The organism is Natrinema pallidum (genome assembly GCF_005890195.1).
In the GTDB taxonomy this organism is placed as follows: Archaea; Halobacteriota; Halobacteria; order Halobacteriales; family Natrialbaceae; genus Natrinema; species Natrinema pallidum.
The window spans coordinates 2,484,659-2,511,009 of sequence record NZ_CP040637.1; the positions used below are offsets into that span (position 1 = coordinate 2,484,659).

Annotated in this window: 27 protein-coding genes, 1 tRNA gene and 1 other RNA gene; 18 read left to right on the top strand and 11 right to left on the bottom strand. The window is 55.6% G+C overall.

The annotated features are described in order from the left end of the window. Positions 1 to 104: 104 nt before the first annotated feature. Both FGF80_RS12275 and FGF80_RS20000 read right to left on the bottom strand, forming a co-directional pair. A complete protein-coding gene (locus tag FGF80_RS12275; protein ID WP_238705284.1) occupies positions 105 to 392 on the bottom strand; it encodes a hypothetical protein in 288 nt (95 codons plus the stop codon). A 233-nt stretch (positions 393 to 625) separates the two neighbouring features. Continuing rightward, positions 626 to 886: a DUF7344 domain-containing protein gene (locus FGF80_RS20000; protein WP_455429715.1), complete on the bottom strand. Its 261-nt coding sequence runs from the start codon at positions 884 to 886 to the stop codon at positions 626 to 628. 479 nt (positions 887 to 1,365) lie between these two features. Between FGF80_RS20000 and FGF80_RS12280 the strand changes: the two genes are divergently transcribed. The 5 genes from FGF80_RS12280 to FGF80_RS12300 all read left to right on the top strand — a co-directional run bounded on the left by FGF80_RS12280 (position 1,366) and on the right by FGF80_RS12300 (position 8,080). Further along, complete coding sequence (locus tag FGF80_RS12280) at positions 1,366 to 4,269, top strand: DNA ligase-like domain-containing protein (protein WP_138654306.1); 2,904 nt, start codon at positions 1,366 to 1,368, stop codon at positions 4,267 to 4,269. 97 nt (positions 4,270 to 4,366) lie between these two features. Continuing rightward, entirely contained in the window at positions 4,367 to 5,401 is a 1,035-nt protein-coding gene (locus tag FGF80_RS12285; protein WP_138654308.1) for a tRNA-guanine transglycosylase, read from the top strand. Then, positions 5,398 to 6,294, top strand: a complete 897-nt coding sequence (locus FGF80_RS12290) for a hypothetical protein (RefSeq protein ID WP_138654310.1) — start codon at positions 5,398 to 5,400, stop codon at positions 6,292 to 6,294. Before FGF80_RS12285 ends, FGF80_RS12290 begins: the two co-directional genes overlap by 4 nt. Further along, positions 6,294 to 7,451 (top strand): BREX system ATP-binding domain-containing protein, encoded by a 1,158-nt coding sequence (locus tag FGF80_RS12295; RefSeq protein ID WP_138654312.1) that lies wholly within the window; start codon positions 6,294 to 6,296, stop codon positions 7,449 to 7,451. Before FGF80_RS12290 ends, FGF80_RS12295 begins: the two co-directional genes overlap by 1 nt. A 245-nt stretch (positions 7,452 to 7,696) precedes the next feature. After that, positions 7,697 to 8,080: a DUF7344 domain-containing protein gene (locus FGF80_RS12300; RefSeq protein WP_138654314.1), complete on the top strand. Its 384-nt coding sequence runs from the start codon at positions 7,697 to 7,699 to the stop codon at positions 8,078 to 8,080. A gap of 72 nt (positions 8,081 to 8,152) precedes the next feature. Here FGF80_RS12300 and FGF80_RS12305 read toward each other — a convergent pair whose 3' ends face one another. Beyond that, positions 8,153 to 9,721 (bottom strand): pentapeptide repeat-containing protein, encoded by a 1,569-nt coding sequence (locus tag FGF80_RS12305; protein ID WP_175417030.1) that lies wholly within the window; start codon positions 9,719 to 9,721, stop codon positions 8,153 to 8,155. Positions 9,722 to 10,498: 777 nt separating this feature from the next. Between FGF80_RS12305 and FGF80_RS12310 the strand changes: the two genes are divergently transcribed. From FGF80_RS12310 to FGF80_RS12330, 5 genes are all read left to right on the top strand, one after another. After that, positions 10,499 to 10,738, top strand: coding sequence for a hypothetical protein (locus FGF80_RS12310; protein WP_138654318.1), 240 nt, complete (start codon positions 10,499 to 10,501; stop codon positions 10,736 to 10,738). Then, complete coding sequence (locus FGF80_RS12315; protein ID WP_138654320.1) at positions 10,738 to 11,082, top strand: hypothetical protein; 345 nt, start codon at positions 10,738 to 10,740, stop codon at positions 11,080 to 11,082. The genes FGF80_RS12310 and FGF80_RS12315 overlap by 1 nt, the downstream gene beginning before the upstream one ends. 38 nt (positions 11,083 to 11,120) lie before the next feature. Beyond that, a complete protein-coding gene (locus tag FGF80_RS12320) occupies positions 11,121 to 11,420 on the top strand; it encodes a hypothetical protein (RefSeq protein WP_138654322.1) in 300 nt (99 codons plus the stop codon). 112 nt (positions 11,421 to 11,532) lie between these two features. Further along, complete coding sequence (locus tag FGF80_RS12325) at positions 11,533 to 12,819, top strand: MBL fold metallo-hydrolase (protein WP_138654324.1); 1,287 nt, start codon at positions 11,533 to 11,535, stop codon at positions 12,817 to 12,819. Between the two features lie 132 nt (positions 12,820 to 12,951). After that, complete coding sequence (locus tag FGF80_RS12330) at positions 12,952 to 13,671, top strand: hypothetical protein (RefSeq protein WP_138654326.1); 720 nt, start codon at positions 12,952 to 12,954, stop codon at positions 13,669 to 13,671. Positions 13,672 to 14,146: 475 nt separating this feature from the next. Here the strand turns inward: FGF80_RS12330 and FGF80_RS12335 are convergent, their stop codons facing one another. The 3 genes from FGF80_RS12335 to FGF80_RS12345 form a co-directional block, all read right to left on the bottom strand. Beyond that, complete coding sequence (locus FGF80_RS12335; protein WP_138654328.1) at positions 14,147 to 15,250, bottom strand: tyrosine-type recombinase/integrase; 1,104 nt, start codon at positions 15,248 to 15,250, stop codon at positions 14,147 to 14,149. Then, positions 15,243 to 15,587 carry a hypothetical protein gene (locus tag FGF80_RS12340; protein ID WP_138654330.1) on the bottom strand — a complete coding sequence of 115 codons (345 nt, stop codon included), beginning with the start codon at positions 15,585 to 15,587 and terminating at the stop codon, positions 15,243 to 15,245. The genes FGF80_RS12335 and FGF80_RS12340 overlap by 8 nt, the downstream gene beginning before the upstream one ends. 665 nt (positions 15,588 to 16,252) lie before the next feature. Continuing rightward, positions 16,253 to 16,327 (bottom strand) — tRNA-Arg (locus tag FGF80_RS12345). A 147-nt stretch (positions 16,328 to 16,474) separates the two neighbouring features. Here FGF80_RS12345 and FGF80_RS12350 point away from each other — a divergent pair. From FGF80_RS12350 to FGF80_RS12365, 4 genes are all read left to right on the top strand, one after another. Further along, entirely contained in the window at positions 16,475 to 16,657 is a 183-nt protein-coding gene (locus tag FGF80_RS12350; RefSeq protein WP_138654332.1) for a DUF7511 domain-containing protein, read from the top strand. Between the two features lie 157 nt (positions 16,658 to 16,814). Then, on the top strand, positions 16,815 to 17,669 hold the full coding sequence (locus tag FGF80_RS12355; protein ID WP_138654334.1) for a geranylgeranylglycerol-phosphate geranylgeranyltransferase: 855 nt from the start codon (positions 16,815 to 16,817) through the stop codon (positions 17,667 to 17,669). A gap of 172 nt (positions 17,670 to 17,841) precedes the next feature. Beyond that, entirely contained in the window at positions 17,842 to 18,474 is a 633-nt protein-coding gene (locus FGF80_RS12360; RefSeq protein ID WP_006186498.1) for an RAD55 family ATPase, read from the top strand. A 79-nt stretch (positions 18,475 to 18,553) separates the two neighbouring features. Then, entirely contained in the window at positions 18,554 to 18,964 is a 411-nt protein-coding gene (locus FGF80_RS12365) for a CoA-binding protein (protein ID WP_006186496.1), read from the top strand. 39 nt (positions 18,965 to 19,003) lie between these two features. On the opposite strand, the gene FGF80_RS12370 is transcribed toward FGF80_RS12365, so the two are convergent. Beyond that, positions 19,004 to 19,984 carry a PLP-dependent cysteine synthase family protein gene (locus FGF80_RS12370; RefSeq protein WP_138654336.1) on the bottom strand — a complete coding sequence of 327 codons (981 nt, stop codon included), beginning with the start codon at positions 19,982 to 19,984 and terminating at the stop codon, positions 19,004 to 19,006. A gap of 95 nt (positions 19,985 to 20,079) precedes the next feature. Next, the gene (locus FGF80_RS12375) at positions 20,080 to 20,403 is read right to left on the bottom strand and encodes a DUF5798 family protein (RefSeq protein WP_138654338.1); all 324 of its coding nucleotides are present in this window, start codon (positions 20,401 to 20,403) and stop codon (positions 20,080 to 20,082) included. Here FGF80_RS12375 and FGF80_RS19790 point away from each other — a divergent pair. Together FGF80_RS19790 and ffs are read left to right on the top strand one after the other, a co-directional pair. Beyond that, positions 20,402 to 20,524 (top strand): hypothetical protein, encoded by a 123-nt coding sequence (locus FGF80_RS19790; protein WP_269150329.1) that lies wholly within the window; start codon positions 20,402 to 20,404, stop codon positions 20,522 to 20,524. The two genes, FGF80_RS12375 and FGF80_RS19790, sit on opposite strands and share 2 nt — an antisense overlap. 144 nt (positions 20,525 to 20,668) lie before the next feature. After that, positions 20,669 to 20,980: signal recognition particle sRNA (ffs, locus tag FGF80_RS12380), an RNA gene on the top strand. 801 nt (positions 20,981 to 21,781) lie between these two features. Here the strand turns inward: ffs and FGF80_RS12385 are convergent. From FGF80_RS12385 to FGF80_RS12395, 3 genes are all read right to left on the bottom strand, one after another. Further along, positions 21,782 to 22,699 (bottom strand): mechanosensitive ion channel family protein, encoded by a 918-nt coding sequence (locus tag FGF80_RS12385; RefSeq protein WP_006186492.1) that lies wholly within the window; start codon positions 22,697 to 22,699, stop codon positions 21,782 to 21,784. Then, positions 22,696 to 22,944, bottom strand: coding sequence for a YhbY family RNA-binding protein (locus FGF80_RS12390; RefSeq protein ID WP_006186491.1), 249 nt, complete (start codon positions 22,942 to 22,944; stop codon positions 22,696 to 22,698). The genes FGF80_RS12385 and FGF80_RS12390 overlap by 4 nt, the downstream gene beginning before the upstream one ends. 96 nt (positions 22,945 to 23,040) lie before the next feature. Further along, positions 23,041 to 23,319: a ribonuclease P protein component 4 gene (locus FGF80_RS12395; protein WP_138654340.1), complete on the bottom strand. Its 279-nt coding sequence runs from the start codon at positions 23,317 to 23,319 to the stop codon at positions 23,041 to 23,043. Between the two features lie 202 nt (positions 23,320 to 23,521). On the opposite strand from FGF80_RS12395, the gene FGF80_RS12400 reads away from it, so the two are divergent. Further along, positions 23,522 to 25,321, top strand: a complete 1,800-nt coding sequence (locus tag FGF80_RS12400; RefSeq protein WP_238705285.1) for an ABC transporter substrate-binding protein — start codon at positions 23,522 to 23,524, stop codon at positions 25,319 to 25,321. Between the two features lie 5 nt (positions 25,322 to 25,326). Further along, a complete protein-coding gene (locus tag FGF80_RS12405; RefSeq protein WP_006186487.1) occupies positions 25,327 to 26,190 on the top strand; it encodes a phosphatase PAP2 family protein in 864 nt (287 codons plus the stop codon). Positions 26,191 to 26,351 lie beyond the last annotated feature (161 nt).

Genomic DNA, 26,351 nt, shown 5'->3' on the forward strand with positions numbered 1-26,351 from the left:
ATTGCACACAAGAGTGTTCCAGCGTGACGCCTTGAGCGACGTGGTTTCCTACCGAAAGTCGCCGCTGCCCAGTGATTCATCAGAGCCAACTCGTACAAAACTGGTCATTCGCACCAGCAGCGAACTCGACTCCCATCCTCTTCGGTTTCGACCTCACACGTGAATGAATCTCCTTCAGGGAACATGATGAACCGATCTTCTTCAACGTTTTTGACGCAGTCAACGTCCTCTATCTCCCAATTCGCATCTTCACCATCCTCCCACGTGTAGTAGTCATTCTCGCCTTCAACTGCAAAATCAAGGATCCCAGATCCACTCCCGAGAATGTGTTCAACTTGTTCCAGCGTGGTTGACTGAGAGATTCTTGGGATGGTTGAGTGTTCTGTGTTCACACAAATTAATACCGGCTACTTTGGCGGCGCTGTGTCACTATTTCAAAAGGGAAGTTCGTGCCACCGATGGAGGATGGCAACTCCCAAGCTTCCCAGGTGGGGACGACGTAATTTCAGAGCATACCACGCATCCCACTACGCGGTAGGCCGTCGTCCACTGGACCAAACGCGGTCAAGAGATAAAGATATTGGCCGCATAGACTGGTGACTGGCTTTATTCTGAAGAGGAGACTTTAGACCGAGATAGCGAGTTGAGCGAGCACAGAGATCGATGCGTACCTCTGGAGACGGGTAGTTACTACTACCTCTTTCGCTGATTCATCGTACTCAATCAAGCCCCTCGCGCTGAGTTTCGGAAGGTGCGTTTGGATCAGTCCGTTGTAGGCTGATTCGTAATCGCCTGTACTGACCTGTGTGGGCGGCGTTCCGGTCTCTATCCCTCGAATGACCCTCGCGATGTGACGGACTGTTACGGAGGCGTTCTCCTCGAACAGAGAGAGGTACGAATGAGCAGGTTACGCCGTTCGTTGCCGAGGAGTTCGTGAATCTGAGCTGGTCGGGTGTCGACGTCACTCGTAGCTGCCATTCTTTTCCACCCCCGTTGAGAGCACTTCGATAGTTGCGTCTACTATTCCATCGTCGGACTTTTGCGAATCGTCCTCAATTATGTACATGCTGTCTGCTCCAGACAGCGCGGGTTCGGTGTCTCCGCACCGGGCCCACTTCTGTGGACCGCCGCGCGTCAAGAACGTGTAGGGCGAGAATCGTCTTAACCGTGGGTAAATCGGCTCAGCGAGTGTCAAGCAAGTAGCTATTTTGGGAGAGTTGGTCGTCTCCTCGAGAAAACTCGCCTTGGGATGGACGCGTCCTATCGTGATAATATTTTCATCCGTTCCGGAACTACACTTCGACGAAGCGGAAAGGGAGATTCATAAGGAGGAACCAACTTAGCGTAAGACGGTGAATAGAATCTGTGAGATTTTACGTTCCTGAGTGGGACGACGCGGTCGATTCCCACTACGATTTCCGACACGACGAACTCTCTACTCTCGACCGTCAGGAGCGGGATCTAGATTACATCTGGGATATTTTCGAGCGCGACACAACCCCGATCGATGGCGTGCTAATTTCGCGTGAACAAGTTGAAGAGACGACTCGCAAAGCAAATCGTCTCGCCGAGTACGGGGTCTACGATGACCCGGTGTTGTCCGTTCCAGAATGGCTTCCTACGATCAGCGACTGCGGCGCGTGGGGCTACAAGTCACTCCCGTTCCCTCCGTACGGGAATGCCGAGATGCTTGACTTCTACGAAACGCTGGAGGTCACAGTCGGCGTTACTATCGATCACCTCGTTTTGGGTTCGGGGAAAGACAAGGGTCGTCTGTACCTCGACGAACGCGCCTTCCATACCGATTTCAAGAAGAGTGACATCCCAGACGCACTGACTGACGTCGTCGATTTGATGGTCGACGAGTGGCCCAACGAATGGCCTACTTACGTCGAGGAGTACGAACCGTCCATCTGTACTCAATCAAAGAAGGAGGTCGAGGCCTTTGCTCCAGAAGACTTCCAAGGTGACGTCGATACGGTACTTGCGCGATTGGCTCGTGATCCCAGAGCGGTGTACCGAGAGGACGACGCAGCATTCCGCTACGAGCTTACTCTCCGGAACGCTCAGGAGATGTACGACCTGTACCACCGAGGTAACTACCCGTTCCGGCTAATGGTAGCGATCCAGGGCTGGAACCCCGAGACGTATATCGAGGCCACGGAAGAAGTGCTCGATATTGGATACGATTATCTCGGTATCGGTGGCGTCGCTGGCAGTCCCATCCACGACGTCAGGCAAATCGTGAAGGGCGTCGGAAAGACTGTAAAGGAGTTTGAACGCGAGAATAACACTCGCATTGACTCGCACGTCTTCGGGTTTGCGAAGAGCGAAGGATTCGAGACGGTCGGTCGATCGGGGATGTCCAGTTTCGATAGTGCGAGTATGCTCCGTTCGGCATGGACAGGAGGGCAGAATTACCGGCTTGACAACAACGAGCGATACGACGCGATTCGGGTTCGTTACCCATCTAACCGCGATTCTCTTGCAGAGGCCGTGGAGAAGTCCCTTCGAGGCCGCGAGACGCTAGTTGCGTTGAGAGCCTTCGATTCTGAGGAACCCATCGTTGACGCGCTCTATGAGTGGGAGAAGAAAGCAGAAAAGGTCCTTCCAGCCACTAGAGAATATCTACGTGAACACCGTCACGACGAGCAATACGACGCTTCGCTACTCCAAGAAGTTGAAACCGCTTTTAGAGACGATTTCGAGTACGCCCGAGAGCTCCAAGCAAGCTTCAGCGACAATCTTCGAGGAAAGCTGGTCAAACTTCTTCGGAAAGACGATCCCGAAGACCCGGTTAGCTTCGAAGAGTATTCTGATCTACTAACCGTCGCACAGCAGGAGTTCGAGCCTTTCCCGCGTATGACTACCATCCTTGAAAACGACGATCCTGAAACTACTTATGACGCGATTTGGACCGTCGTTCGAGATTATGCGACGTGGATCGGCGACGAAGACCTCTTAGAAGAGTACCAGCGTACACTGCAAAACCGACCTTGGGAGAAGTGCGATTGCTCGATCTGTACCGAGAACAGTATCGAGGTCTGTATCTTCCGTGGTAACGACCGCAACCGTCGACGTGGATTCCATAACACCCGACGGTTCTACGACGAGTTCACCGACGAACTACCGAAAATCCTCATCGGAACTCGAGGTACAGCATCTCTGAACGGCTACGAAACTATCGAAGACTACCTTCGAGCCGAGCATCCTGACTTCTGGCAGCAGGTGCATGATCTCCCAGTTGCCGAAGTTGGCGTTTTGAACGCCGGCGGTGTACGGGAATGGTGGGACGAGACCCCCGCCGGCGTTTCGCTTGCCCGGAGTCGCATGGCTGAAAACCTTGGCCAGCAAGCAGAGCGATACCAGAAGGTGTTCCTCCACACACCTGACGGAGAAATCGACGAGCACATCGTAGATGCCGTGGAGGAAAGCAACTGCACAATCCAGACGTTCCAAGATCCATCGAAACTGCGCCAGAATGCTTTGGAAGCGTGCGGAGAGAATTATATAGCTGGGGATGACTTCCTGCCTCACCCACCCAAAATCAACGTCCAGGATGGGCTCGACATTTTGGTTATCGACCAATGTTCTGGCTCGAAGGACATCCCCGAAGGTGCACCCGTCTTCGATGATAAAGAGACGCTCCAATTCTCGAGAGAAGAGCTCTTGGAGCGCGATAATGTTCCCGGAATCAACGCCAAGGATCTCTACACGGGCCGACAGCAGGAGTTCGTGAAGGAAGCGGTTAGACGACTCAAAGGAGAAGGTCACGATGTCGAGCGGTACTTCATAAGTGCAGGCTTCGGCCTCGTTTCCGAGGACGAACCGTTGCCACCATACGAAGTGACGTTCAGCTCGATGGGCGTTGCCGACATCAGGGAGCGATCTAAACAACTCAGCATTCAGGCCGACTTAGAGCAGGTGCTGAACGAATCAGACTACGATGTAGTCTTCTTCACTCTCGGGAAGGATTACTACACCAGCATTGACATCGATAATATGGTCCAGAACGTTCGTTCTGACCGTATTGGAGTCGTCTTCAACCGGGAACTCGTCGACGACCAGTTCGATAACATCGTGTCAGTACCTGCGCGCACAGAAGACGCGAAGAACCACGGCACAATTGTGGTCGGATTGAAAGGACACTACATGAAGAATTTCGCAAACCGTATAGACAGTGTCGAATCACTAGAACCAGAAGCGATTGAGGGTCTCTGTCGTCGTGTAGAAGAGGAACCGACTCAGATTGCCTTCGAGAAGTATTAGACGAGAAATTACTAAGGCGGACCTCTACACTTCACCTCATCTGACCGTCTATCGCCCCATTATCTAAGTAAGATAACAGCCTATCCGAGCGGGAGGGATGCTGTACAGACAACGGAAACTCGATCTGCCCCACGGAGAACTGGATACACCAGTTCTCTTCCCAGTTAGGAACGTGGGGAAGCGATCGAGTGATAACACTCCCAAGTACGTCGGCACTATCCCGGAGTTTTCCGCGGCGATGATTAACGCTCGATCGATACGGAACCGGGACCCGATGTGGAATCGGCTAACGAATGGTGTGACCCTCCGCGAAGAGATGAACGTTCCAGAAGACACCATCATCTTCGCTGATAGCGGTGGATTCGATTTTTCGGAACAGGAGATCGACACTACGCCGGAAAAGACGATCAAAACTCAACAGAAATTAGATAGCGACATACACGGGACAATTGACATCCCTTTGTCCAGAGAAAACCGTGCAGCAGAGAATCAACGGCGTATCGACCGAAGCATCGAGTTTGCTCTCGAGGCAAGTGATCTCCATACTGGCGATGCTCTACTCTTTGCGAGCGTTCACGGGTACGATCCAGAAACGATTCGGAACAATATCCAGTACCTGGAGAACCACGGAGATTTTGATGGATACGCACTCGGGAGTATGGTCCCGATCCGGACAGACTACAAAAAGGTAACAAAGCTGGTACTGGCTGCAAGAAATGCGACGGAGAAACATCTACACGTCTATGGCCTCGGTGGATTAGTCTATCAACCACTTTTACTTTATCTCGGTGTCGATAGTTTCGACTCGTCAGCGTTCATCAGAAGCGCCGGCAATCGCAACTACTTGATACCTGGTTTTGGAGGGGAAGAACTCCACAACATTGAGGACTTAGATCGGTTGCCTTGCCCCTGTCCGACCTGTGGGCAACAGAGTTTGGAAGACATCCGGGAAGATCGAACTGCGCTCACTCAGCATAACCTCTGGGCGCTTGCAACGGAACTTCGACGATTTAAATACATAGCTGAGTCCGATCGAGACATCGAGAATTATCTCGATCTTCGCTTCCAGGGTAATGAAGTTACTAGACGGGCCTATGAGACCGCAAAACAGCAAGTGAGGAGGCTGACATGAGTGACGAACGAGCGACAATCCGTCCAGTCACACTGAGTCGTCTGGTCGAACTCACAGACGCCTGTGAAGACGAAGAGAAAGCGACGGAGGATCTCGAGACTCCCCTCGATGTAAGTCATCGGCGAGCGCGGGAAACGATTCTGGAAGCGAAACGTATCGATCTTCTGGACGAACGCGAGTCCGATGACGATTCCTATTACGAGACCACTGCTATCGGTGAAGCATTCTTAGAGGCGATTCGGGATGAGGACTGGCAACAAGTAAGTTCAATCCTCGCGACTCGTAGTCCTCACTACGGAGCATTTCTCGAGGTTTTGGAGCAGCTCGAACCGACAGACCTCGATACCCTTCTGGAGAGCCTGGAAGAAGACCAGAAGTATACACCCTATTCCTTCAACCAGACCGGCATAGAGGTCGTCGGTGACTGGGCCGAACGATTAGGCCGCGTTCAGCGGAATGCCTTCACTGGTAGCTACTATTTGACCAGCGAATCCAGCATTCCGGACAACTTCCCTTTCGTGGTGCTTGACGCTTATGACCACCTCGAACAGACAGCAGGCGTAGATTTGCGACAGCGCTATCTATCGATACCGCAACTTCGGGAGGAAGTCTGTGAACGAGTCGGATGTTCACGTGCGGGTTTCGATGAGGCGCTAGCCGCTCTCTGTCAGCAGAACGTCGGCAAACTCGAGCTTTCGGGAGCTCCGATGGATACGGAGGCTAAAGATTCCGCTCTCGGGATCAAGCGGATTTCCTTAGCGGATGAGGGAACGTTGGTCTCCACGTCGCAGTCGACCCAGCAGGTGATGTCTGGCGTTGAATTGTACGATAAACAATACTACTACCTCGCGGTCCACGACCGCGACATCACGTTCCACCAAGGGGATACATAATGTCCGACGCATTCGATATTTCAGACGAACAGCAAGACTACTCACAGTACGGTCTCGAGGCCAATCCGTTTCCGTATAGCCCGGTTCCCGCAGAGGACCCCGAAATATACTGTGGACAACAACACGTCTCCGAAAAGATTAGCTCCACAGTCTCCACGATGCTTTCGACTGGAAAGTCCAAGCATCTTGTTATCACTGGTAAATACGGCAACGGAAAGTCGCATACGCTCAAATATACCCGGTCACTGTTACGAGACCGTGACGATGTCGTCGTTGGGTACGTCGCTCAACCGGGAGAGGGCTTTCTCGACATCTATCATGAGTTCGTGTACGACCTAGGTTTCAATCGAGTCCAAGAGTTGGCCTACGAGTACCTCGCCTCGGTTGCTCATGATGTCACGGATGCAAATCCAATTAGCGCGAGCGCAATGAAATCGCTCATCGATGAGGGAGACGTCCTTCTCTCTGAGATCGTCCCGGAGGCAGTCCGACGGTTAAGCGATGTGACTCACTTTGCCGACTTTGCTCGCGCAATCGTTCACATGGTGTACGAAGACACCAACCTCTATGCTTGGCAGTGGTTGACCGCAGAGGGCATCCGGTATGAGCAGCGCAAGGAGATGGAGATCCACAGCGCACTCGATGACGATACCATGGGCGTCCGGGCGTTTACCGCTTTCAAGAATATGCTACTTGAGCTCGGTTACACTGGCGTATTCGTTTTCGTCGACGAGTTCGAGAGTATCGCCCGTCTCAGCCCAAAAAACGAGCAGGCTACGCTCAACAGTATTCGACATCTGATGGACCAGAATAGTTCCGGGCTGTGTATGTTGTTTGGCTGTGCTCCCGAAGTCTGGCAAGACATCATGAGTGAGTATCATGCTTTTAGCGAGCGAATCGGAGAGGAGGTCGCTCTGAAACCCCTCACAAACGAGCATCTGAACGATCTGGTATCAGACTACCTCAGCCGAGAGCGCAATGGGCTAAACGAAGATTCTTCAATAGACCCGTTTACTGATGAAGCGTTGGACGTGATTCTACAACGTTCTCAGGGTAACGTTCGCCAGGCCCTGGCTATCTGTAGCCGCGTGCTGGACTCTGCTATTGAGGAAAACCGAGAGCGGGTCACACCTGAATTCGTTCAAGAATCGATGTGAAAAGTGGTCTACTGAACGAACATCCCACTAGTTATGGGGCTTCTATCCCTCAAGCCATCTTGAACCGCGTCGGGGAATACTCGTCTCGAATGAGGCGAGCGACCCACGCTGGCTCGTGGGTGCTCTAACCTCGATGCGGTCAGACTAGACCGACCGCATGATCCGATACGTACGCACACGTCCTGAATCCTACGTTCGAAGTTGGACGTATCGTAGTCAAAAGAACTCAAAGCAGGAGGGGTCCGATGACCTCTGATGACGAAGATAAACAAGACAGGACTGGCCCGCTTGGCAAGGACCAACGGTACTTCGATAACAGTGCCGAGGTTATCGCTGATAAAGCCAAGTTATGGACAAATTCCCGCCGACAGCACGTCGTACGGCAGGTACTAGCTGCTCCGAACAGAGAGATGTCGCTTCGACAACTTGCACAGAATCTTCGAGACTACATCGATGAACGTTCCGATCAAAATCCGGATTACGATGACGTTCGGCAGACTCTTCGTCGCCGTCATCTCCCCCTCCTCTCTGAGCACGATGTTATCGACTTCGAAGACAATATGATTCGGCCTGGACCGGAATTTGGCGCCGCAGTAGAACTGTTAGTTCGCAACGATCCTCGAGTATAATGACGTAGTTAGCGAGTCATCTCCTTTGTTTTGGTTATTACTTGATAAAAACTCCCAATAGAAAGCGTTAGTCTAATGAGCAGCTCTTCGTCCTAAGACGAAGACGAGTAGAGCAACCACGATAGCTCCAAGTAGAGTTTCTGTGATCGCCAAATATTCTGCGGCACCGATGGGTTGAACCTCCCCATATCCAGGATATATAAACGAGGTTATGCTGAAATACAGGCTCTTACCAAAGGTTGACCATATACTTGTGGAGGCATCATAGGCAACCTGACATGATTCTCCATCTCCTGTTCTTACGAGGAGACCGTAGTATGGATACAGCAAAGAAAAAATGCCGATAATCGCGCCTGATAAAATCCCAAGTCTCCAAGGGCTTTCTCCATGGTATGTAGTCCAACGAGCTAACGACAATTTCAACCATTGCCATACATCTCCAGACGACCATGCCAACTTTCGTCGTGCAGCTTTTTCACGCAGGCTGAAATTAAGTTTCGCATCTCTTTGTGGCGTTCCATCTAAAATTGATTGATAATTGCGATAAGTCCGTTCTGCGGCCTTCAACTCTCGTTTGTCGTCGCTTTGAAATGCTATCTCTGGGGACAGTCGATTATAGAATCGCCAGGCAGCACGCAGTCTGTTTTCAGCATACTGTATTATGGGCTGAAGCAATTTACCCTCTGTATCAAAAACCAATTCTGATGCCGAGTCACTCAGGTCACGATTCCGATCTATATGCGGCGGGCTTGGAAGGGCCCCTGGTATTTTACTATAATATGATAGTATGTGTAAGGGGAATTGATGCCGATACTTCTTTGACTCACTATCGAACCGTCTTCTGAGCCATAAATACGGAGAATATAAGATGAATGAGATGAGTCGTTGAATATCCAATATTAATTTAGCTACAGGAGAACTGTTCTCAGCTTTCCTGTCCGCGAGGCGTTCATACGCTACCACCTCTCCAAAATCGGTAGTGGTCGAAATACGAGCATCAGCGAAATACGCACCATCTAACTTACTATGTGTGAAATCTGCGTCACGGACGTCTGCACCATCGAAATCCGCTTGTTCTGGTACTGCATCGACGAAGGAGACGTGTGTAAGTCTTGAATCAGAGAAGTCCGCCTGTTGAAGATAGGTATTACGAAATGTTGCATCAAATAAGTCTGATTTGTTAAATTCTGCATAGGCCAAACCGCCTGCTATTTGATTTTCCGTCGAAAAGTTCGCGTGAGCCAGGGATGCATTCGTGAAATATGCCCCTCTTCCCTCGATATTCTGAAAATCAGCGTGATCAGCATGACAATCTGTGAAGTTAGCACCATCTATATGAGTGCCCGTGAAATCCGCCCCGTGGAGATAGCAACCAACAAAGTTCGCGTCTGAGAGCCTTGATGGATTAAAATCCGCTTTCCATAAGGTACAATCTTTGAAACTAATTTTATTCCCAGGAGTTATTCCGCAAAGATAAGCTTTGTCAATCCGTTCAGGCTGATTCGATCGCGCATCTACAAGTTCCTCATTTGGTTTACCATATTCTTCTGCGTGCCAAATACAATAGTTCGTTTCATTCCAAGTCTTGCGCCAACAACACACCCCACCTAATTCATCTGGAGCGTCGTCATTGGTGGTCACATAGTTGCACCGATTTACTGGATTAGAAGTGCAGTTAGAGGGAGCATCTTCTGATTTTGTATTCTCAGATTCATGTGGGTTCTGACTATGCCATTTCCACAGTCTCTTGAAGAATTCAACTATTTGATGAACTATTAGTCTGCATCCACTAGGTAAGAAACTAGATGCGCTACCCATGCTAATAGCGTGTTATTGATGAAGTATTAAATTGTGGAAACAGTAGCAAGCTAGAACTGAGACGATTTCTACTAATGAAGGCTAAACTAGTTGGCGCGGTTGTCGCTATTGTTAGCTACTTCGTGGCTTGTGCGCGGAAATCAGCTAGGACGACACATCGCTGGGATGAAGATGTTGTAACGGGTTGAATTTGTACCTGCCATCATACAAATCTGTTAACCAACACAGAGCTAAATCTGAGAATTTCGATGGTTTCCACATGTTTAGTCCGTTGCTGGGTAGATTTCTCTACACCCTCCTGTGGGCGGGACCAATTTTGAATTGCCGTGTTTTGTATCGTAGAGGCAATAGAGTCGCTATGACGCCGGTTGGAAACTGTGGACGTCACTGTTAATGCTACTTCGTTCCACTAATGAGTTGGAACAGCAGTGGTTCTCGAAATTCGACATCCACTGCAATCGCCAGACTATGACACAAGCTACGCAATCGCCTTCACTTGACGATCGACAGTACAAACCTCGAAAGACGAAAATTTACTCCATACTAGGGGACCCAGAACATCGGATCATTTTCCGAGTTCTTGCAGACGCTGATGAACCAGTGTCCCTCGAAGAACTCACTCGCGAAACGCTCCGTGACGAAGAGTATGACAGAGACGTTAGCGTGTCGATCCTGGAAGGTCTGATGGTGGACATTTACTTGCCGGTTCTGGACTCGGCAGGAGCCATCGAAACCGATGCAGGGTACAACAGGATTGGTCCGGGCGAAGATCACGAAGCGTATCTCCAAATGGCTGAAGCCCTCGATGAGGTCTACGAACAGCATTTCGGAGGTGTCTAATGCTCGGAACGCCCGTCGGACTCTACGAACTTTCCGACATTCATCTTGATGTCGATGAGTTTGGAGTCCACATCGACAATCCGGTCGTTCTCCTCGGAACGCGGCATGGCAGTACAAGTCGTCACAAGCAGGGGTCGAAATCGGTGATCAAGCTCGGACCTGTCCATTATCCCGAATCTATTTTCCGGAATGACGGCTGTGACGCTCTCGACAATGCAAATGACATGCTGTACGGCGCTGTTGTCGTATCAGAGGATGATCTGACAGACGATGCGATCACTGCTCTCCAGCAGAGTGGGGGTTCAGTATTCTCAGACGTTTCTGACCCAAATGTGCTCTACTGACCCTAGTGAACTTCTCTGTCACTAGAATACGACTAAGCATGAGCTTCAGGGATTTTGCTTCCACCATCGATAACGTATTTGACCGATTCGAAGTGGTCGGGAACCCTCTATCAGATTACGAGCGACCACTTGACGAACTGTTCGAAGATCCAACTGTAGTCATTCGCTGGTCTGCTGATCCCCGCGAACAGATACCAGACATCTCTCCGGTGCTAAAGCTTGCTGCACAGGAAAATATGCTCCTCGTCGATCGTACTCTCGAGTATGACGAGGGCGATGGAAGCCCAAGTGAAACGCCACAGCTGAGCGAATCCTTAGAGTTTGAACACCGTCCTTGATTACTGCTACCAGAGAAGCTTCTGTAAATCGGTTTTATTGATGTTAGCTACTTTTACAGATAGCTTCGGGTAAATTGACCAAGAAAAGCGGTTGGCCAGTATAAATCCGATAATGAATATTCAGTTTCTTGGCGGAGCACGCGAGATCGGCCGAAGCGCCATTCTCGTGGACGATTCTCTCCTACTCGATTTCGGGATGGTGACGGACACACCGCCGCAGTTTCCGGTACAAACACCGACCCCGGATGCAGTCGTTGTTTCGCACGGACATCTCGATCACGTCGGGACGATACCGTCCCTGCTTTCCGGTGACGCACGGCCGTCGATTCATTGGACCCCCCCGACGTACGAGCTGACGCTGACGCTCGCGCGGGACACACTCAAACTACACGGGGGATCATACAACTGCCCGTTCACCGAGACCGATCTCAAGCGCGTTACACAGGTGTCGAAAACGCACGGGTATCAGGAAACCTTCGAAGCGGTTGGCTATGACGTGACATTCTACAATGCAGGACACATCCCAGGAAGTGGTCACGTACTCGTTGACGATGGGGATACACGGCTGCTCTACACGGGAGATTTCCATACTGACGACCACCGTTTGGTTTCAGGGACGACTGCGCGACCCAAGGCAGACGTCGTCATTTGCGAGAGCACCTACTCCGATGTTGAGTATGAGGACCGATCCGTGGTGGAAGAACGATTCGCTGAGAGCGTCGAGACGACACTCTGGGAGGGCGGTACGGTTGTTGTCCTCGCATTCGTAATCGGACGAACGCAAGAGATGATGCTCATCTGTGATGCCTACGACATCCCCTGTTACGTCGACGGGATGGGGAAGCAGGTAACCGAGATGCTTCAGCAGTATCCCGAGTTCCTTCGCGATGCAGATGCGTTTCGACGAGCGAAATCCCATGCACGGTTCGTCACCGGACGAAACGGTCAACGAAAGCGGATTACTGACCAGAAAGCAGCGATCATCACTACCAGTGGTATGCTATCTGGTGGCCCTGCTATGACTTATATTCCGGAAATTCGAACGAATCCGATGAACAAGATCACCATGACTGGCTATCAGGTCGAAGGGACACCCGGTCGCGATCTTCTCGAGACCGGCAGCGCCGAAATCGATGGACAGATTATGCCTGTTAGTGCTCAAGTGGAGCAATACGACTTCTCTGCACACGCTGATCATGATGGCCTTCTGAGTTTCCTCAAGTCGTATAACGATGCCTCAATTCTGATAAATCACGGAGACAAGTGTGACCAATTTGCTTCTGAACTACGGGACGACGGTTTTGAGGTTACGACACCACGATCAGTTCTGAATATGTCATTTGAACCATGCGTCAATTGGATATTGTCTATCTGGAGACTGGGAGGGCAGATGACCTAGGTGTTTATGCACTCACTGGATTGTTCTCAGAGCGCTTTGTTGTATAGAATCGAGATGGAAATTATACCTGTACGGCGTATCTGTCTGAATGGGAAAAATTTGTATTCTTCAATTGGTCTCCTTTAACAGTAAATGCCTATTCAACAGCTGACCACATATGATATTATTGTCGATACACTCCCAGGTGCTTTCCTTTTGCTACTCTTAGTCCCACTCCTCCCTGAGGAAGCAGTTGAGGTGATCTCAGGAACTAAAATCGCTGCAAGTGTGATTATTGTTGGCGCTGGTTATATTGTAGGTCGATTAATCCATACAGTTGGTCCAGGGTTTGATGACGTGGACATTCCCAAGAAATCCTCTACAGATGATGAGATAGCTTGGTTAGTAGTCTCTAAGTTAGCAGATCGGATATTTGTACCACCGGAGAATTTGAAAGGAAATGAGCTGGAAAAGGAACGACTCGACTTTATTGAGGAGAATATAGATGATATTGTTAAATACGGGCAGTCACTGCTATACTCAGAAGAAACGCTATACGGTCGATACGAGATGCTTTCTACATTCTTCAGAAACCTACACTACTCTTTCTCGCTAATTGCGCTATTATATCTTGTTTGGGGACTTTCTAGTTCCATATCTGGAACATATTCAATACAGTTCACAGAATACTCTACAGCTGTACCGACCAAATTCTACTTTTTAGGGTTCATATTGGGTGCTACAATAGCGATAATATGTAAAGTGGGATGGGATACCTTTATAGATAGAAAATCCGATGCGTTTGTGCATGATATTCATCAAAAGTTAGACCTCCAGCATTCATCGGGTGCAAAAGCTACTAACTCGAAATGATTATTATTGCTGTCCAACGGCTAAGCAGCCGACATGAATCGTTATAGGTACTAGCACATTCTCGTTTCCGATGCTCAGAGTAGTATCATTCACAACTACACTACGTAAGCAGTTCCAAGTGTACAAACGGGTTAGGACGGAAATGATCAGTAGAGGTGGTTTGAAGGCGTGTTTGCTCGCTCAGAGGGAGACAAAATAACCCAATGGAGCTTTCTTATACGCATTTGTAGATGAAGTACGGTGTGTTACCTATGTGGATTGATGTTTCATCCCTTCTTAGGAGAATCTTCCAAGATAAATAACATACTCTGACTGCGCTCTCCACTTCCAATTTGTCTAAATATCTAGATAAATGTCTGGGGATTGAGTTTAGCAATCGCTAACAGACAATCAGTTTGAGACGGCAGTCGACTATTATATCGGGATCAGCGGAGGAAGGAAGAGGTAGCCCAATCCCAGGTGGACCAATTCATCCCTAGTAGTTAACCTCTTCTTCGTCCTGCATGATGCGCTCTATGAGCTCTTTGCGAGGTTCCATTTTTTCCTCGTCGTTGTTCTTGTCGTAATACTTTTCTAGCGTTTCCGGTTCAGCGTCGACGCGGTCACTCAGGACTCGAGGAGGTACTCCACCGCCGCTGACGTGAGTAATGTACCCACGTCGGATGTCGTGTGGCGAGCGAGTCGATGGACAGTCCGATGGCTTGTCCCGATTCTCCGCTGTTTCACAGGTGCTGGGCTGCTTACCGTGAGGGCACGTTTCCCCGAGTTCACAGGGCCGTGTCCATTTGTAGACCATCCCACGGATGGTGGAAGGGTTTGCTCGACCATGGGACGTCCCTATGAGCGGCATGCGACCGTAGTCGTCGGTGACCTTGGGATGATTGTACTGGAGATACTGTTCGATGGCTTCAGCGGTTTCCTCCGTAATGAAGACGCGCCGTTCGGAGTCGTCGCGATTTTTCAAGTTCGTTCCTTCTTCAGGTCGGTTTCGAAGTTCGATGTGGGGAACCTCTGCATCGAGATGAACGTCAGGTATGTCGATCGAGTGAACGCTACCGAGTCTCAGACCGCTACCCACGAACAGTCGCCAGACGACCTCCTCTGCTTTTCCACTTTCGGCTTTCGCGATGTGGCTCAGGATCTCCTCTGCACGGTCATACTCGAGGATGTCATCACTCGTCTCATCTTCGTCTTCGATTTCCGGCACGTACACGCGATCGGCCATTCCTGGCGTTACATACTCCATCGACTCCATCGCGCGCATGAAGACACGAATCGTCTTCATGTGCTCTTGGAGCGTCTTAGGAGCCAACACATCGACCTTTTCGGTAGCCTCGGTCCGTCGCCATTCGCGGTACTGTTCGATGTCGTGCCCGCGGAGATCGCTGACGTACTCGATTCCCTCGAGTTCGCAGTATTCAATGAGATGGTTCAGCCGCTTGCGATGAGTGTCGACGGTTCCTTGCATTGTCTTGCTCTCCGTCTCGCGGCGACTGAGATACGCTTCGACGGCCTCGTCAACGGCGATCTGGACTGGCTCCCGAGGACTTGATGGCTGTCGTTTGTCCGACTTACTCATTTTCCGCCTCCACGTAGGCGACGAACTTGTCGACCGTTTTCATGTGCTCGATGATGGTCGATTCAGCAAGCTCCTCGACTTTCAGAGGCGCTTCAGATCGACGCCAGGTACGATACTTGTTGAGGTCGTGGGATAACAGCTCGCGCGGCGTCTCGATACCCTGCTGTTCGCAATAATCGACAAGGTACCCGAGTCGTCGCTTCTCGACTTCCACCGTGCTTTCCATGAGCTCGGACTCGTTCTTCCGGTGATCGAGGTAGCTATCTACAGCTTCTTCAATCGTCGAATGGTCGCGGCTACCTCGTTCAAAGGCGTCGAGTCGCTCTTGTTCACTCATCGCCACTCACCTCTTCGTTCTGCCAAGGCGTTGAGGCTTGACTATCAGCAGCGGTGTTCAACCTACTGTACGATCCCGAGCTGTGGTTGGTCTCGGTTCGACTTTGGCGCTGGCCGATCAGCGCTATCTTTGGTTCTCGGGGATACCGAGCGTAGATAGCGCGTATTGAGGCCGTTCCTTTCTGATCTCGCATTGCACCTGAACCTCGTTAGTCACATTGACTTAAGGGTTAGTCTCAGAGATATGATAGGAATTGCCCGAGATAGCTACATAAGATAGCCCTCACCTGTCTCTACTCTCCGGATTTTGCTCGAAAGATAAAACGCACCAATATTTGTTTGATAAGTGGTAGTTCTCACGCACAGTGAGCGTGACTCACTGAGCGTTAGACGAACACGGGGTTTGTCGCACGCTCAGTGAGAACGGCGCACGCTGCGTGCGACAGCGAGCCAGTTAGAGTTGGCGCGCGCTCCACCACTTACTCGCGCGCAGAACTGAGTCGATTCGCAAACATTTAACATGGTTCTACACGTTTGGTATTCTGCGAACCGCATGACGGCGTCGACCCGCATCACGGAACATGATGGAATCTACCTCGGCCGACGGGGGGTTCTTTATAAGCAACCCTCCGCCGTCTGTGGAATCCTAACCATCATGAAAACGAATGGGCGCTACAGGATTTGAACCCGTGACAGCTTGGTCCGAAGCCAAGTACTCTGTCCAGACTGAGCTAAGCGCCCGCATCGTGTTGTTCCGGCCGGTTCCGTATAAGTCACTCGATTCGGACCAGTTTCGACAGGGAACGACACACACCGTCCGGCTGTTCTCAGCCGATGATAATTGGCGTCAGAGGTCTTTGTTATGTAGTTCCAACGACTACGCGTGTCATGACGAACACCGACGCCACCGTTTCGGACGAGGCGCAGGCCGGCGCGACGCCCCTCGAGCTCCTCTCGGACGACGAGGGGAGCTGGACGGCCGTGCCCGCGGACGCCAGCGGGGACGAGCAGGTGAGCAAGTGGCTCGAGGTCGAGGGCGACGTGCTCTGTGATCTCGAGGAGTGGCGCTGAAACGCCGGCAGGTGATGGCCGGTCGCGGCGGGCGGCCCACGCGAGCCGTGTTCTCGTCGCTGTTCGATCGGTCTCGAGCGTCGTGTGAACGCTGGCCGTCCAAAGCCCACGACGGCGGACCGGACCGTTTAACCACCACGCATGATCAGTCCCGCGTATGACTGTCGGCGAGACGGGTCGCGGGATGCTCGAGTTGACGCGGCCGGTGAACGTGATCGCGGCGAGCGTGTTGACGTTTATCGGGGCCTTCGTTGCGGGCGGGGTGGGAGAGGAACCAGTGGCGGTCGTCGCGGCGGTCGCCGCCACGGGGTTGGCGGTCGGTGCCGGAAACGCGATCAACGACTACTTCGATCAGGAGATCGATCGGATCAACCAGCCCGAGCGGGCGATTCCCCGCGGTGCGGTAAGCCCGCGCGGTGCGCTCGTTTTTAGCGTCGTCCTCTTTGCCGGAGCGGTCGCGCTTGCGCTCACGCTGCCGGGGCTGGCGATCGCCATCGCGGCCGTCAATCTCCTCGCGCTGATCGCGTACACCGAGGTGTTCAAGGGGCTGCCCGGTCTCGGAAACGCGCTCGTGGCCTATCTGGTCGGAAGCACGTTTCTATTCGGGGCCGCGGCGGTCGACGAGATCGGCCCGGCGGTCGTCCTCTTCGTACTCGCGGGGACTGCGACGCTGACTCGGGAAATCATCAAAGATGTCGAGGACATCGAGGGGGACCGCGAGGAGGGATTGAACACGCTCCCGATCGCGATCGGGGAACGTCGCGCGCTCGGCGTGGCTGCCGTTCTCCTCGTCCTTGCAGTCGTTGCGAGCCCGGTCCCGTTCCTCCGCGGGGAGTTCGGTGTCGCCTACCTGCTGCTCGTCGTGCCGGCCGATGCCGTCATGCTCGCTGCGGCCTACGAGAGCTTCGAGGACCCGACCGTCGGACAATCCCGTCTCAAATACGGGATGTTCCTCGCCTCGCTGGCGTTTATCGTCGGCCGTGCCGCTCTCGAAGTGTCGCTAACGATGTAACATGAAAAATGACAGTGCCGACGAAAGACGGGTTCGCTCCGCCCACATCCGTGCTCGGTGTGTTTTATAATCAAAAGTACTATAAGCCGCTTTGCGTATTTCCATACAACGCGCCGGCTTTCGGAGTGGGCTGTGGTACCAGCTCGTCGCCACGGCGATGTGAGTATCCCGTATGTATGACCTCGCAGATGTCCTTCCGGACGCCGAACTCGAGCCGGGGACAAACGTACTCGTTGCGGGCCCGCCACTGACGGGGAAACGACGGATCGCGTTCGATATCCTCGGGAGCGGCGCAAACCGCGGTGACGGTTCGATCGTCGTCACCACGAAGGACAGCGCCGACAAGGTTCTCGGGAGCTTCGACGACCACGTCGCCGAGGGCGTCGAACCGGATATCGGAGTCGTCGACTGCGTCACGAAACAGCGCGGCATCGGAACGACGGACGACGATCCGCGAATCAAGTACGCCTCCTCGCCCGTCGACATGACCGGCATCGGGATCAAGCTCTCGGAGTTCCTCCAGGAGTTCTACGAGACCCGCGGCCACACTGAAAACCGCGTCCTCCTCCACTCCGTCTCGACGCTGCTGATGTACTCCGACCTCCAGACCGTCTTCCGGTTCCTCCACGTGTTTACCGGCCGTATTCAGAGCGCCGATGCGCTCGGCATCTACGTCATCGACTCGACGTCTCACGACGATCAGACGATGAACACGCTCAAACAGCTTTTCGATGCCGTCATCGAACTCGAGGAGACGGCCGACGGCGACGAGCCCGCGATCCGGACCGCCGGCCTGTCGACGTAAGATCTGAGACGGGAGTCCACGGCCATGCGATCCCGTTCGCACCCCGAGACGTTTAGTCCTTGAGCCCGTACGCCCGCGTATGCCAGTCGAATCCGCGGCGGAGATAGCGGACATCCTCGAGTACGAAACGGTCGCCGTCGTCGGCTGCTCGAGCACGCCCGGGAAGGCGGCCCACGACGTACCGAAGTACCTGCTCGATCACGGCTACGACGTGATCCCGGTCAACCCCTACGCGGACGAGATTTTCGGCCGCGAGGCCAACGACTCGCTGGCCGATGTCGAGGCGGCGATCGACGTGGTCTGTATCTTCCGTCCCAGCGAGGAGGTCAGCGGGATCGTCGACGAGGCCCTCGAGCGCGATGATGTGGCGGTCATCTGGACCCAACAGGGGATTCGCGACGACGAGGCGGCGGCCCGCGCGGAGACCGAGGGTCGGACTGTCGTCCAAGACCGGTGTATGAAAGTCCAACACCGGCGGCTCGTCGCCTAGACGGGTGGTCGGCACCCGGCCGACGGTCGCCCGGTGACTCTACGACGACCACTCCTCGAACGAACGATAGATGCCCTTCGAGAGGTAGCGTTCGCTCGAGTCCGGGAACAGCGTGACGACCGTCTCGTGGGGGACATCGAGGTCGCCGTCGTCGATCCGGCGGGCGACTCGTTTCGCGGCCACACTCGCGGCACCTGCGCTCGAGGCGACGAGATGACCCTCCTCGCGAGCGAGGCGTTTGAGTTCGTCGTGAGCGTCCCGGTCCGGGATGGCGTCGACGTCGTCGACCAGTTCCGGGTCGAACAGTTCGTTGGTCTCGGTATCGTGCGTGCCGATCCCTTCGGTCTTGTACTCGCCCTCGTCGCGGCCGTCACCGATGAGTTCGCCGTAGACGGACCCCTCGGGCTCGACGGCGACGACGTGGGTCTCGGGGTCCTGTTCGAGGGCGTAGCGGGCGATCCCCATGAGAGTGCCAGCGGTCCCACAGCCGGCGACGACCGCTCCCACCTCTCCGTCCAGCGCGTCGAAGATTTCGGGAGCCGTCAGTTCGTAGTGTGCCTCGGTGTTCAGCGGGTTCGAGAACTGCTGGGGAACGGCCGCATTATCGAGTTCCGACGCGAGTTCGTGTGCGCGCTCGATCGCGCGATCCATCCCGTCTTCGGTGGGGGTGTTGATGACCTCGCCGCCGAGTGCCGACATCAACTGCTGTTTCTCCAGACTGAACCGCTCGGGGACGACGAAGATCGCATCCAGTCCCAGTTGTCCGGCCGCGACCGCCAGCCCGATACCCGTGTTACCGGCCGTCGGCTCGATAATCGTCCCGCCCGGCGAGACATCGCCGCGCTCGAGCATCCGTTCGAGCATGTACTGTCCGATCCGGTCTTTGATGCTCGCGCCGGGGTTGAACGACTCGAGTTTCGCGTAGATCGGTACGTCCGTGGGGCCGTCCTGGAGCCGAACAAGCGGCGTTCGGCCGATCGTCTCGAGCACCGAGTCCACCGGCTCGTCGTGGGTCGTCATCGATTCGGCAAAAGTTGCCCGCGTTGTTAGGCTTTTCGCAGCGGGAAATTCGGGGACACAACCGGGGTCGGACGGCGCTCGACGCGGTGCGAACGCTATTCGGCTGTGGCGTCGGTCGCCCCGTCTTCGGCGGCCGCCGACCCGTCGTCGGGCTCGGTTGCGCCGTCGCGTTCGGCGTCCTCGATCGCTGCGTCGGCCAAAATCTGCTCGCCGTCGAGACCCTGCTCGTCGGCGAGCGCGAGCAAGAGCGCGCGTTGCTCGGTGAGCTGGTGGTCCATGCGCGTGACCGTGGTGTGGGTTTCGTCCATCTCCTCTTCCAGTCCCGTGATCCGCTGCTGGAGTTTCTTTACCTGCTTGTACATCGCTTCGGCCCGATCCGAAAGGGTTTGAATCTTCTTCGCAGTGCTGCCGAGTCCCATGGATAGACGATGTGTCGACGTACTAATGGGCCTTTTCCTCCACCGCCCTCGAGTCGGAGCGGGCGCGAGCGACTTCGACGAGGGTCTCGAGGGTGCCGGGACCGAGACTGAGGCGGAGTAAGCGGCCGACACGCAACCGTGTGGCGATCACTCGCAGTATTCGGTCAGCGTCGGGAACTCTACGGCCCGCCGCTCGTTCACGTTCCCCCGTGCCGTCGGGCGATCCGAGAGGCGAAAGGCCCTTAAGTCATAACCGTCTACCATAGAGTGGACTAGGTCGGGCAGTTTGGCCCTGCTCGTTACCCGCGCTATGGTCATTAGCGGGGACCGAACACCGCGGGCGTCCGGTCAGACCGACCGGGGCCTCGGGAGCCAACAGAGAAGCCTCGTCCGTCGGGGACAGCGGTCCACGATGGCCGTCCGCAGGGACGACCCACCGTGGTTAGTCGGCGACAGCCCATCAGGCGCGGAAGCGAGCAGTGGACCGCCGGACACCTGTCGCTCGACGGGTCGCGGGGTGGAGAAGGCAACCGAGATTCCCCCGGTCGGAACGCCGGGCAACCGCGGCCGTCCGCATTCATACCACATTTCACTCTGCGCGAGCGGCAGCGCTACGCGCTTGCTCGCTCGATGAGAGTTTGATCAAAAGCGCTCTTCCTGCCGTTCGTTGCCCTGCCAGTCCTCACTCACCGTCGCCGTCAGCCCGCTCGCTCCCGCCGGTCGCTCGCGGTTGAGTACGGGCATAGCCTGCCCTCCCCCGGTTCGCACTGCTCTCACTGTCGTTCGAGCCGTGTTCCCGGCCAGCGATTGAGCGTCCCGATCTTCGAATCTTAGCACAACAGTCGGAGTCGAACCTGCTACTATTGCAGGCCGGAATCAATCCTCTAATGGCAGTTGGAGGATCGACGGCCGTTCCACTGCATTCGTCGTATGCGCCCTTCTGAGCGGTTGTGCAGTGCTCGAGTCCTCCGAACCCGAAGATGGGAGACAGTAACGACTCGAACGACTCTGGGTCGTGGTGGTACGGCGCAGCCTCGCGAACTGCGAGTTACTACGAGGCCGAGCGACAACTCGTGTTATCGACCTCGACGACAGCGGCACCGAACGAATCGCGGAGCGAGAAGCCCACGCCCTCGCAGTCGAGGCGAACAATGAGACCGTCGAGCAGACACTGGGCTCGATACGGAGTACGACTCCCCGTTCAAGGAGCATGCCAGGAGTTCGATGGCGAGCGCATCGTCATGACCGAGCGCTTCGAGTCAGTCACGTTCGATGCCGATTCGGCGATGATCCGTTCGTGTTCGATCCGCCGAAAAACGCAGCGATCGAAAAGTCGACCGCCGTCAACGAACCGATCCGGCGGTCCCTGCGAGGCGCGTTATTCGGCCGGTTGCACGACGCCTTGGCCGCTCTCGAGGGAGAGACCGCCCTCGAGCGTGCGAACGGGGTAGGGGATGTCGATCCCCTCCTCGTCGAAGCGCTGTTTGACCGCGGTAACGTACTCGCCTCGCGTCCGGACGAAGTCGGCGCGGGACGGGTTCGAGATCCAGAACCGCGACTGGAGGCCCACGTCGGAGTTGCCGAGTTCCGTCAGTCGTACCGACGGTTCAGGGTCGTCCATGATGTCGGGGTGGCGCGTGGCTTCCTCGACGATGATCTCGGTCGCCCGTTCGATGTCGTCGTCGTAGCCGATCCCGAAGACGAACTTCAGCCGCAGCTTGTCGGCGTCGACGGGGTTTTTGAGGACGCCGTCGGTGAGCGCCGAGTTGGGAACGGTCAGCAGTTCGTTGTCGAACGTTCTGACGCGGGTCACGCGGAGGCTGATGTCCTCGACGGTGCCCGAATAGGTGCCGTCGTCCCACTCGATCCAGTCGCCGATACGGAACGGCTTGTCGGTGTAGATGAACACGCCGGCGACGAAATTCGAGATCACGTCCTGCATCGCGAGCCCGATGGCGAGCGCCCCGGCCGCCGCGATGCCGGCCATCGAGACGAGGAAGTTCCCGTAGTCGGCGAACCCGAAGGCGACCGCGACGGCACCGAAGCCGATTCCGAACCGTGTCAGCATCAACAGCGGATTCTGGGCGTGCTCGTCGATCTCATGTCGGTCGAGCGCTCGGCGAACGAGCGGCAGGAGGACGATTCGGCCGACGAGCCAGATCGCGACGAGCGCCATGACGAACTTGATCGCGCTCTCCGCCGCGGCGGCCTGTGCGGCGGTGAGCCCGAACCCGTCGAGTCTGCGACCGATCGGTCCGAGGGCCTGTCCCGGGAGCAGTTCGACCCAGCCGCTCATCGATGGAGGACTGCCGTGTGACCGCGCGTCTCGATCAGTTCGGCGTTCACGCGGTCGGCGAGATCAGCCGCCTTCTCCTCGGTCGAACTCCCCGCACGAGCGGCGCGGAGGAATTTGACCTTCACGAGGTCCCGATTCGAGAGTTGATCGTCGAGTTCGTCGACGACGGCGTCGACGCCGCTCTTGCCGACCCAGACGGTCACGTCGAGATCGTGTGCTCGCTGCTTGAGTTCCTGTGTATCCATGGCCTCGAGTAACGAACCGAGGCGCTTCAATCTTCTCGATTCGGTAGCGACCGGAGAACCGGGCGGTTGGGACCGACCTCGAGCGTGGAACGGCGATCACCCTTCGTAGGGATACCGGGCGTGTGCACCGCAGTCGCAGGTGATTACGACGTGGCCGTCCCGGGCTCTCACCCGGGCGTTCTTCCCCGGGCGAAGGTACGCGTCACACCGGTCACAGGTAAACTGGCGAAACGCCCGTGGCAGCGTCAATCGGTTTCGCTCCGCGACCCGCCGCGCGAGCCGAACGTAGTATCGAGCCCGGTCGTCCGCGCCGTCCGCCGCCGCCGCTCGAGCCAGACTGTGCAGACGCTCGATCCGTTCGGCGGCGATATCCATACCCGCCTTTTCGTCGGTCGGCCTATTGATGTTGCGCTCCGACGACGGGATGAGAGTGCGACCCCTCGCGGACGGCCCGCGAGTGAATCCCACGGCTGTGGCGACTGTGCTGTTGATTGAAAAGATTCTTTACTCACCCTCGTGTTCAATGGAGTACGCAATATTGTTATATATCAGATGAGATTGGGTGTTACATAACAGTATGAATTGGAATTCCTCCCCGCCCGACGACGGCGTGAGCAGACGGTCGTTTCTGGCCGCCGGCGTAACCGGTGCGACCCTCGCGACGAGCGGCTGTATCGACCGCGTCCAGAGCGTCGTCGATCAGGGCGGCGACGAGCAGTTCTCGCTGTCGATCACGACGGTCCCCGCGGACGCGGATCGGCAAAACGTCCGGATCGCCCGTCGGCTCGAGGCGAGCCTCGAGAAGGTCGGTATCGACGTCTCGCTCGACATGCGATCGCAGTCCGAACTACTGGAAGCTGTCCTGATCGAGCACGATTTCGATTGCTACATTGGCCGTCATCCCGCCGACTACGATCCCGACTTCCTCTACGAAGCCCTTCACTCCACGTACGCAAACGAGGCCGGCTGGCAGAACCCCTTCGGGTTCACCAACATGGCCTTCGATACGCATCTCGAGCACCAGCGTCGAACCGACGGCGACGAGCGCAAGCGACACGTCGAGGCCGTCCTGACGGGATTGGCACGGGCGAAGCCCTTCGACCCGATCTGTATCCCCGAAGAGCACCGCGTCGCTCAAGCGAATCGGTTCGACGGCTGGGACGAGGGCCACCTCGCGACTCGCCACGGCTATCTCGGCCTCGAGCCGGCCGCGGGCGTCGACCGGTTGCACGCGCTCGTCACCGACAGTCGGATCACCCGAAACCTCAACCCGCTTTCGGCGACGTTCCGGAATCGCGGGACGACCATCGATCTGCTCTACGACTCCCTGGGGACCGAACACGGGGGCGACGTCCAACCGTGGCTCGCCGAGTCGTGGGACATCGCGGAGACGACGGCGGAGTCGGGCTCCGAGACGGCGGACGGAGAGACGACGCGAACGGCCACGATCACGCTCCGAGAGGGGTGTCACTTCCACGACGGGGAGCCCGTGACCGCCGCGGATGTCGCCTTCACGTATAAGTTCCTCAACGATACGTCGTGGGGACGAGCACCGGTTCGGTCGCCGGCACCGCGGTATCGGGGCCGGGCAGACGTAATCGAAGCCGTGAGCGTCGACGGGGACTACGAGGTCACGATCACCGCGTCGGGCGGTCGGGAGGCCGTCAAGCGGGCGTTTACCGCACCGGTCTTGCCCAGACACGTCTGGCTCGAGTTGCTCGATCAGTACGCCACGGGCGACGATTTCACCGCACCGCAGGGGCGGTGGGCAGTCGTCTCGGGTAACAACATCCCGCCGGTCGGGAGCGGCCCCTTCGAGTTCGAGAGTCGGTCCGAAGACGAGTCGCTCGTCCTCAAACGATTCGAGGACCACTTCACGCTTCGGGACGGCGTCGACCTCCCCGAGCCGACGGTCGACGAGGTACAGTTCTCCGTCGATCCGTCGAGCAACTCGTCGATCACTCGCATCGAAGACGGCGGCGCGGACGTCACGGCGACGATGCTCAGTCCGCATTCGTTACCGACGATTCCGGATTCGTCGGACCTCGAACGGCTCCGCTCCCCATCGCGGACGTTCTATCATCTCGGGTTCAACGTCCGGAACGCACCCTTCAGCAATCCGCACGTTCGCAGGGCGGTCACACAACTGATCGACAAGGAAGGAATCGTAACGGACGTGTTCTACGGGAACGCAACGCCCGTGGCAACGCCGGTCAGCGACGAGTGGGTCCCGGAGCGACTCCAGTGGAGTGGCGACGATCCAGTAACGCCGTTTGCCGGCGCTGACGGCGATCTCAACGTCGAAGCCGCGAAAGTGGCCTTCGAACGAGCCGGGTTCCGATACGATGATAACGGGCGACTGCTTGGGGGCTATTAGGAGCGATGCTCGCCGAGGTGCTGATTCAGCTCGTCGTCGTAGTCGGGATTCTCCTCCCGGTCTCGATCGCTCTCTTCGTCGGTCGTGAGCGCCTCGTACGGACACGATCGGAGTGGCGGACTCGCCTCAAAACGGCAGCACCGACGATCGCCGTCTTGCTCGTGGTCTTGCTGATCAATCGCTTTGCCAGACAGCGTGCACCGCGTCTCTCGCGGGAGATCGGGTTTCACCTCACCGCGAGCTTTTACAACATCGAGGGGGAGTTCATCCTGCTCTTCCAGTCGATCGCAACGCCGGAGACGACGGCGTATTTCTCGTCGATCTACGTGTACGGCTACGTCTTCCTGATCGTCTTCCCGGTTCTGGCGTACTTCACGCTGCCGGACACGCGGATGTTCCGCCGGCTGTTAACGGCGTACGCGCTCAACTACGTGATCGGACTCGTCCTCTACATCTTCGTCATCGCGTACGGCCCTCGAAACGTGATGCCGGCCGACGTGGCGGCAACGATGCTGTTCGAGAACAATCCGCAGTACCAGTACCTCACCCGCGAGGTCAACAGCAACACCAACGTCTTCCCATCGCTTCATACATCGCTCTCGGCGACCGTCGCCACGTTCGCTGCGATAACGCGCTCGACGTTTCCGAAGTGGTTCCCCGTCGCGGTCGCGCTGGCGGCCAGCGTCGCGATTTCGACGATGTTCCTCGGCATCCACTGGGGGATCGACGTCGTCGCGGGAATGCTGCTTGCAGCGCTCTGTGTCGTTCTCTCCGACCGACTCGTCGGTCGCTGGGCGGTCTCGGAACTCCTCGGCGAGCGACTCGAGCGGTTCGAGGACCGGATACCGTGGCTGGAACGAAGCGAGTAACGACGAGTCACACGTCCGGCCGGTGACCGTGTGCCGGGAGCCACGGCACAGCCCTGACCCGTCCGGTACTGCGATCACGGCGGTCGCGTGCTGTTGGAGGAGCACAATACTGTTATAAGGTGGCTCGCCAACTATGATAGACGAACGAAATGAACAGGAGA

Excerpts from the sequence above, each read along its gene's own strand:
- FGF80_RS12360 (WP_006186498.1), top strand. The coding sequence starts at position 17,842 with ATGTATGACCTCGCAGATGTCCTTCCGGACGCCGAACTCGAGCCGGGG.
- FGF80_RS12355 (WP_138654334.1), top strand. The coding sequence starts at position 16,815 with ATGACTGTCGGCGAGACGGGTCGCGGGATGCTCGAGTTGACGCGGCCG.
- FGF80_RS12385 (WP_006186492.1), bottom strand. The coding sequence starts at position 22,699 with ATGAGCGGCTGGGTCGAACTGCTCCCGGGACAGGCCCTCGGACCGATC.
- FGF80_RS12290 (WP_138654310.1), top strand. The coding sequence starts at position 5,398 with ATGAGTGACGAACGAGCGACAATCCGTCCAGTCACACTGAGTCGTCTG.
- FGF80_RS19790 (WP_269150329.1), top strand. The coding sequence starts at position 20,402 with ATGGATAGACGATGTGTCGACGTACTAATGGGCCTTTTCCTCCACCGC.
- FGF80_RS12395 (WP_138654340.1), bottom strand. The coding sequence starts at position 23,319 with ATGGATATCGCCGCCGAACGGATCGAGCGTCTGCACAGTCTGGCTCGA.
- FGF80_RS12300 (WP_138654314.1), top strand. The coding sequence starts at position 7,697 with ATGACCTCTGATGACGAAGATAAACAAGACAGGACTGGCCCGCTTGGC.
- FGF80_RS12295 (WP_138654312.1), top strand. The coding sequence starts at position 6,294 with ATGTCCGACGCATTCGATATTTCAGACGAACAGCAAGACTACTCACAG.
- FGF80_RS12315 (WP_138654320.1), top strand. The coding sequence starts at position 10,738 with ATGCTCGGAACGCCCGTCGGACTCTACGAACTTTCCGACATTCATCTT.
- FGF80_RS12330 (WP_138654326.1), top strand. The coding sequence starts at position 12,952 with ATGCCTATTCAACAGCTGACCACATATGATATTATTGTCGATACACTC.
- FGF80_RS12325 (WP_138654324.1), top strand. The coding sequence starts at position 11,533 with ATGAATATTCAGTTTCTTGGCGGAGCACGCGAGATCGGCCGAAGCGCC.
- FGF80_RS12400 (WP_238705285.1), top strand. The coding sequence starts at position 23,522 with ATGAATTGGAATTCCTCCCCGCCCGACGACGGCGTGAGCAGACGGTCG.
- FGF80_RS12370 (WP_138654336.1), bottom strand. The coding sequence starts at position 19,984 with ATGACGACCCACGACGAGCCGGTGGACTCGGTGCTCGAGACGATCGGC.
- FGF80_RS12340 (WP_138654330.1), bottom strand. The coding sequence starts at position 15,587 with ATGAGTGAACAAGAGCGACTCGACGCCTTTGAACGAGGTAGCCGCGAC.
- FGF80_RS12405 (WP_006186487.1), top strand. The coding sequence starts at position 25,327 with ATGCTCGCCGAGGTGCTGATTCAGCTCGTCGTCGTAGTCGGGATTCTC.
- FGF80_RS12320 (WP_138654322.1), top strand. The coding sequence starts at position 11,121 with ATGAGCTTCAGGGATTTTGCTTCCACCATCGATAACGTATTTGACCGA.
- FGF80_RS12365 (WP_006186496.1), top strand. The coding sequence starts at position 18,554 with ATGCCAGTCGAATCCGCGGCGGAGATAGCGGACATCCTCGAGTACGAA.
- FGF80_RS12390 (WP_006186491.1), bottom strand. The coding sequence starts at position 22,944 with ATGGATACACAGGAACTCAAGCAGCGAGCACACGATCTCGACGTGACC.
- FGF80_RS12350 (WP_138654332.1), top strand. The coding sequence starts at position 16,475 with ATGACGAACACCGACGCCACCGTTTCGGACGAGGCGCAGGCCGGCGCG.
- FGF80_RS12285 (WP_138654308.1), top strand. The coding sequence starts at position 4,367 with ATGCTGTACAGACAACGGAAACTCGATCTGCCCCACGGAGAACTGGAT.
- FGF80_RS12335 (WP_138654328.1), bottom strand. The coding sequence starts at position 15,250 with ATGAGTAAGTCGGACAAACGACAGCCATCAAGTCCTCGGGAGCCAGTC.
- FGF80_RS12375 (WP_138654338.1), bottom strand. The coding sequence starts at position 20,403 with ATGGGACTCGGCAGCACTGCGAAGAAGATTCAAACCCTTTCGGATCGG.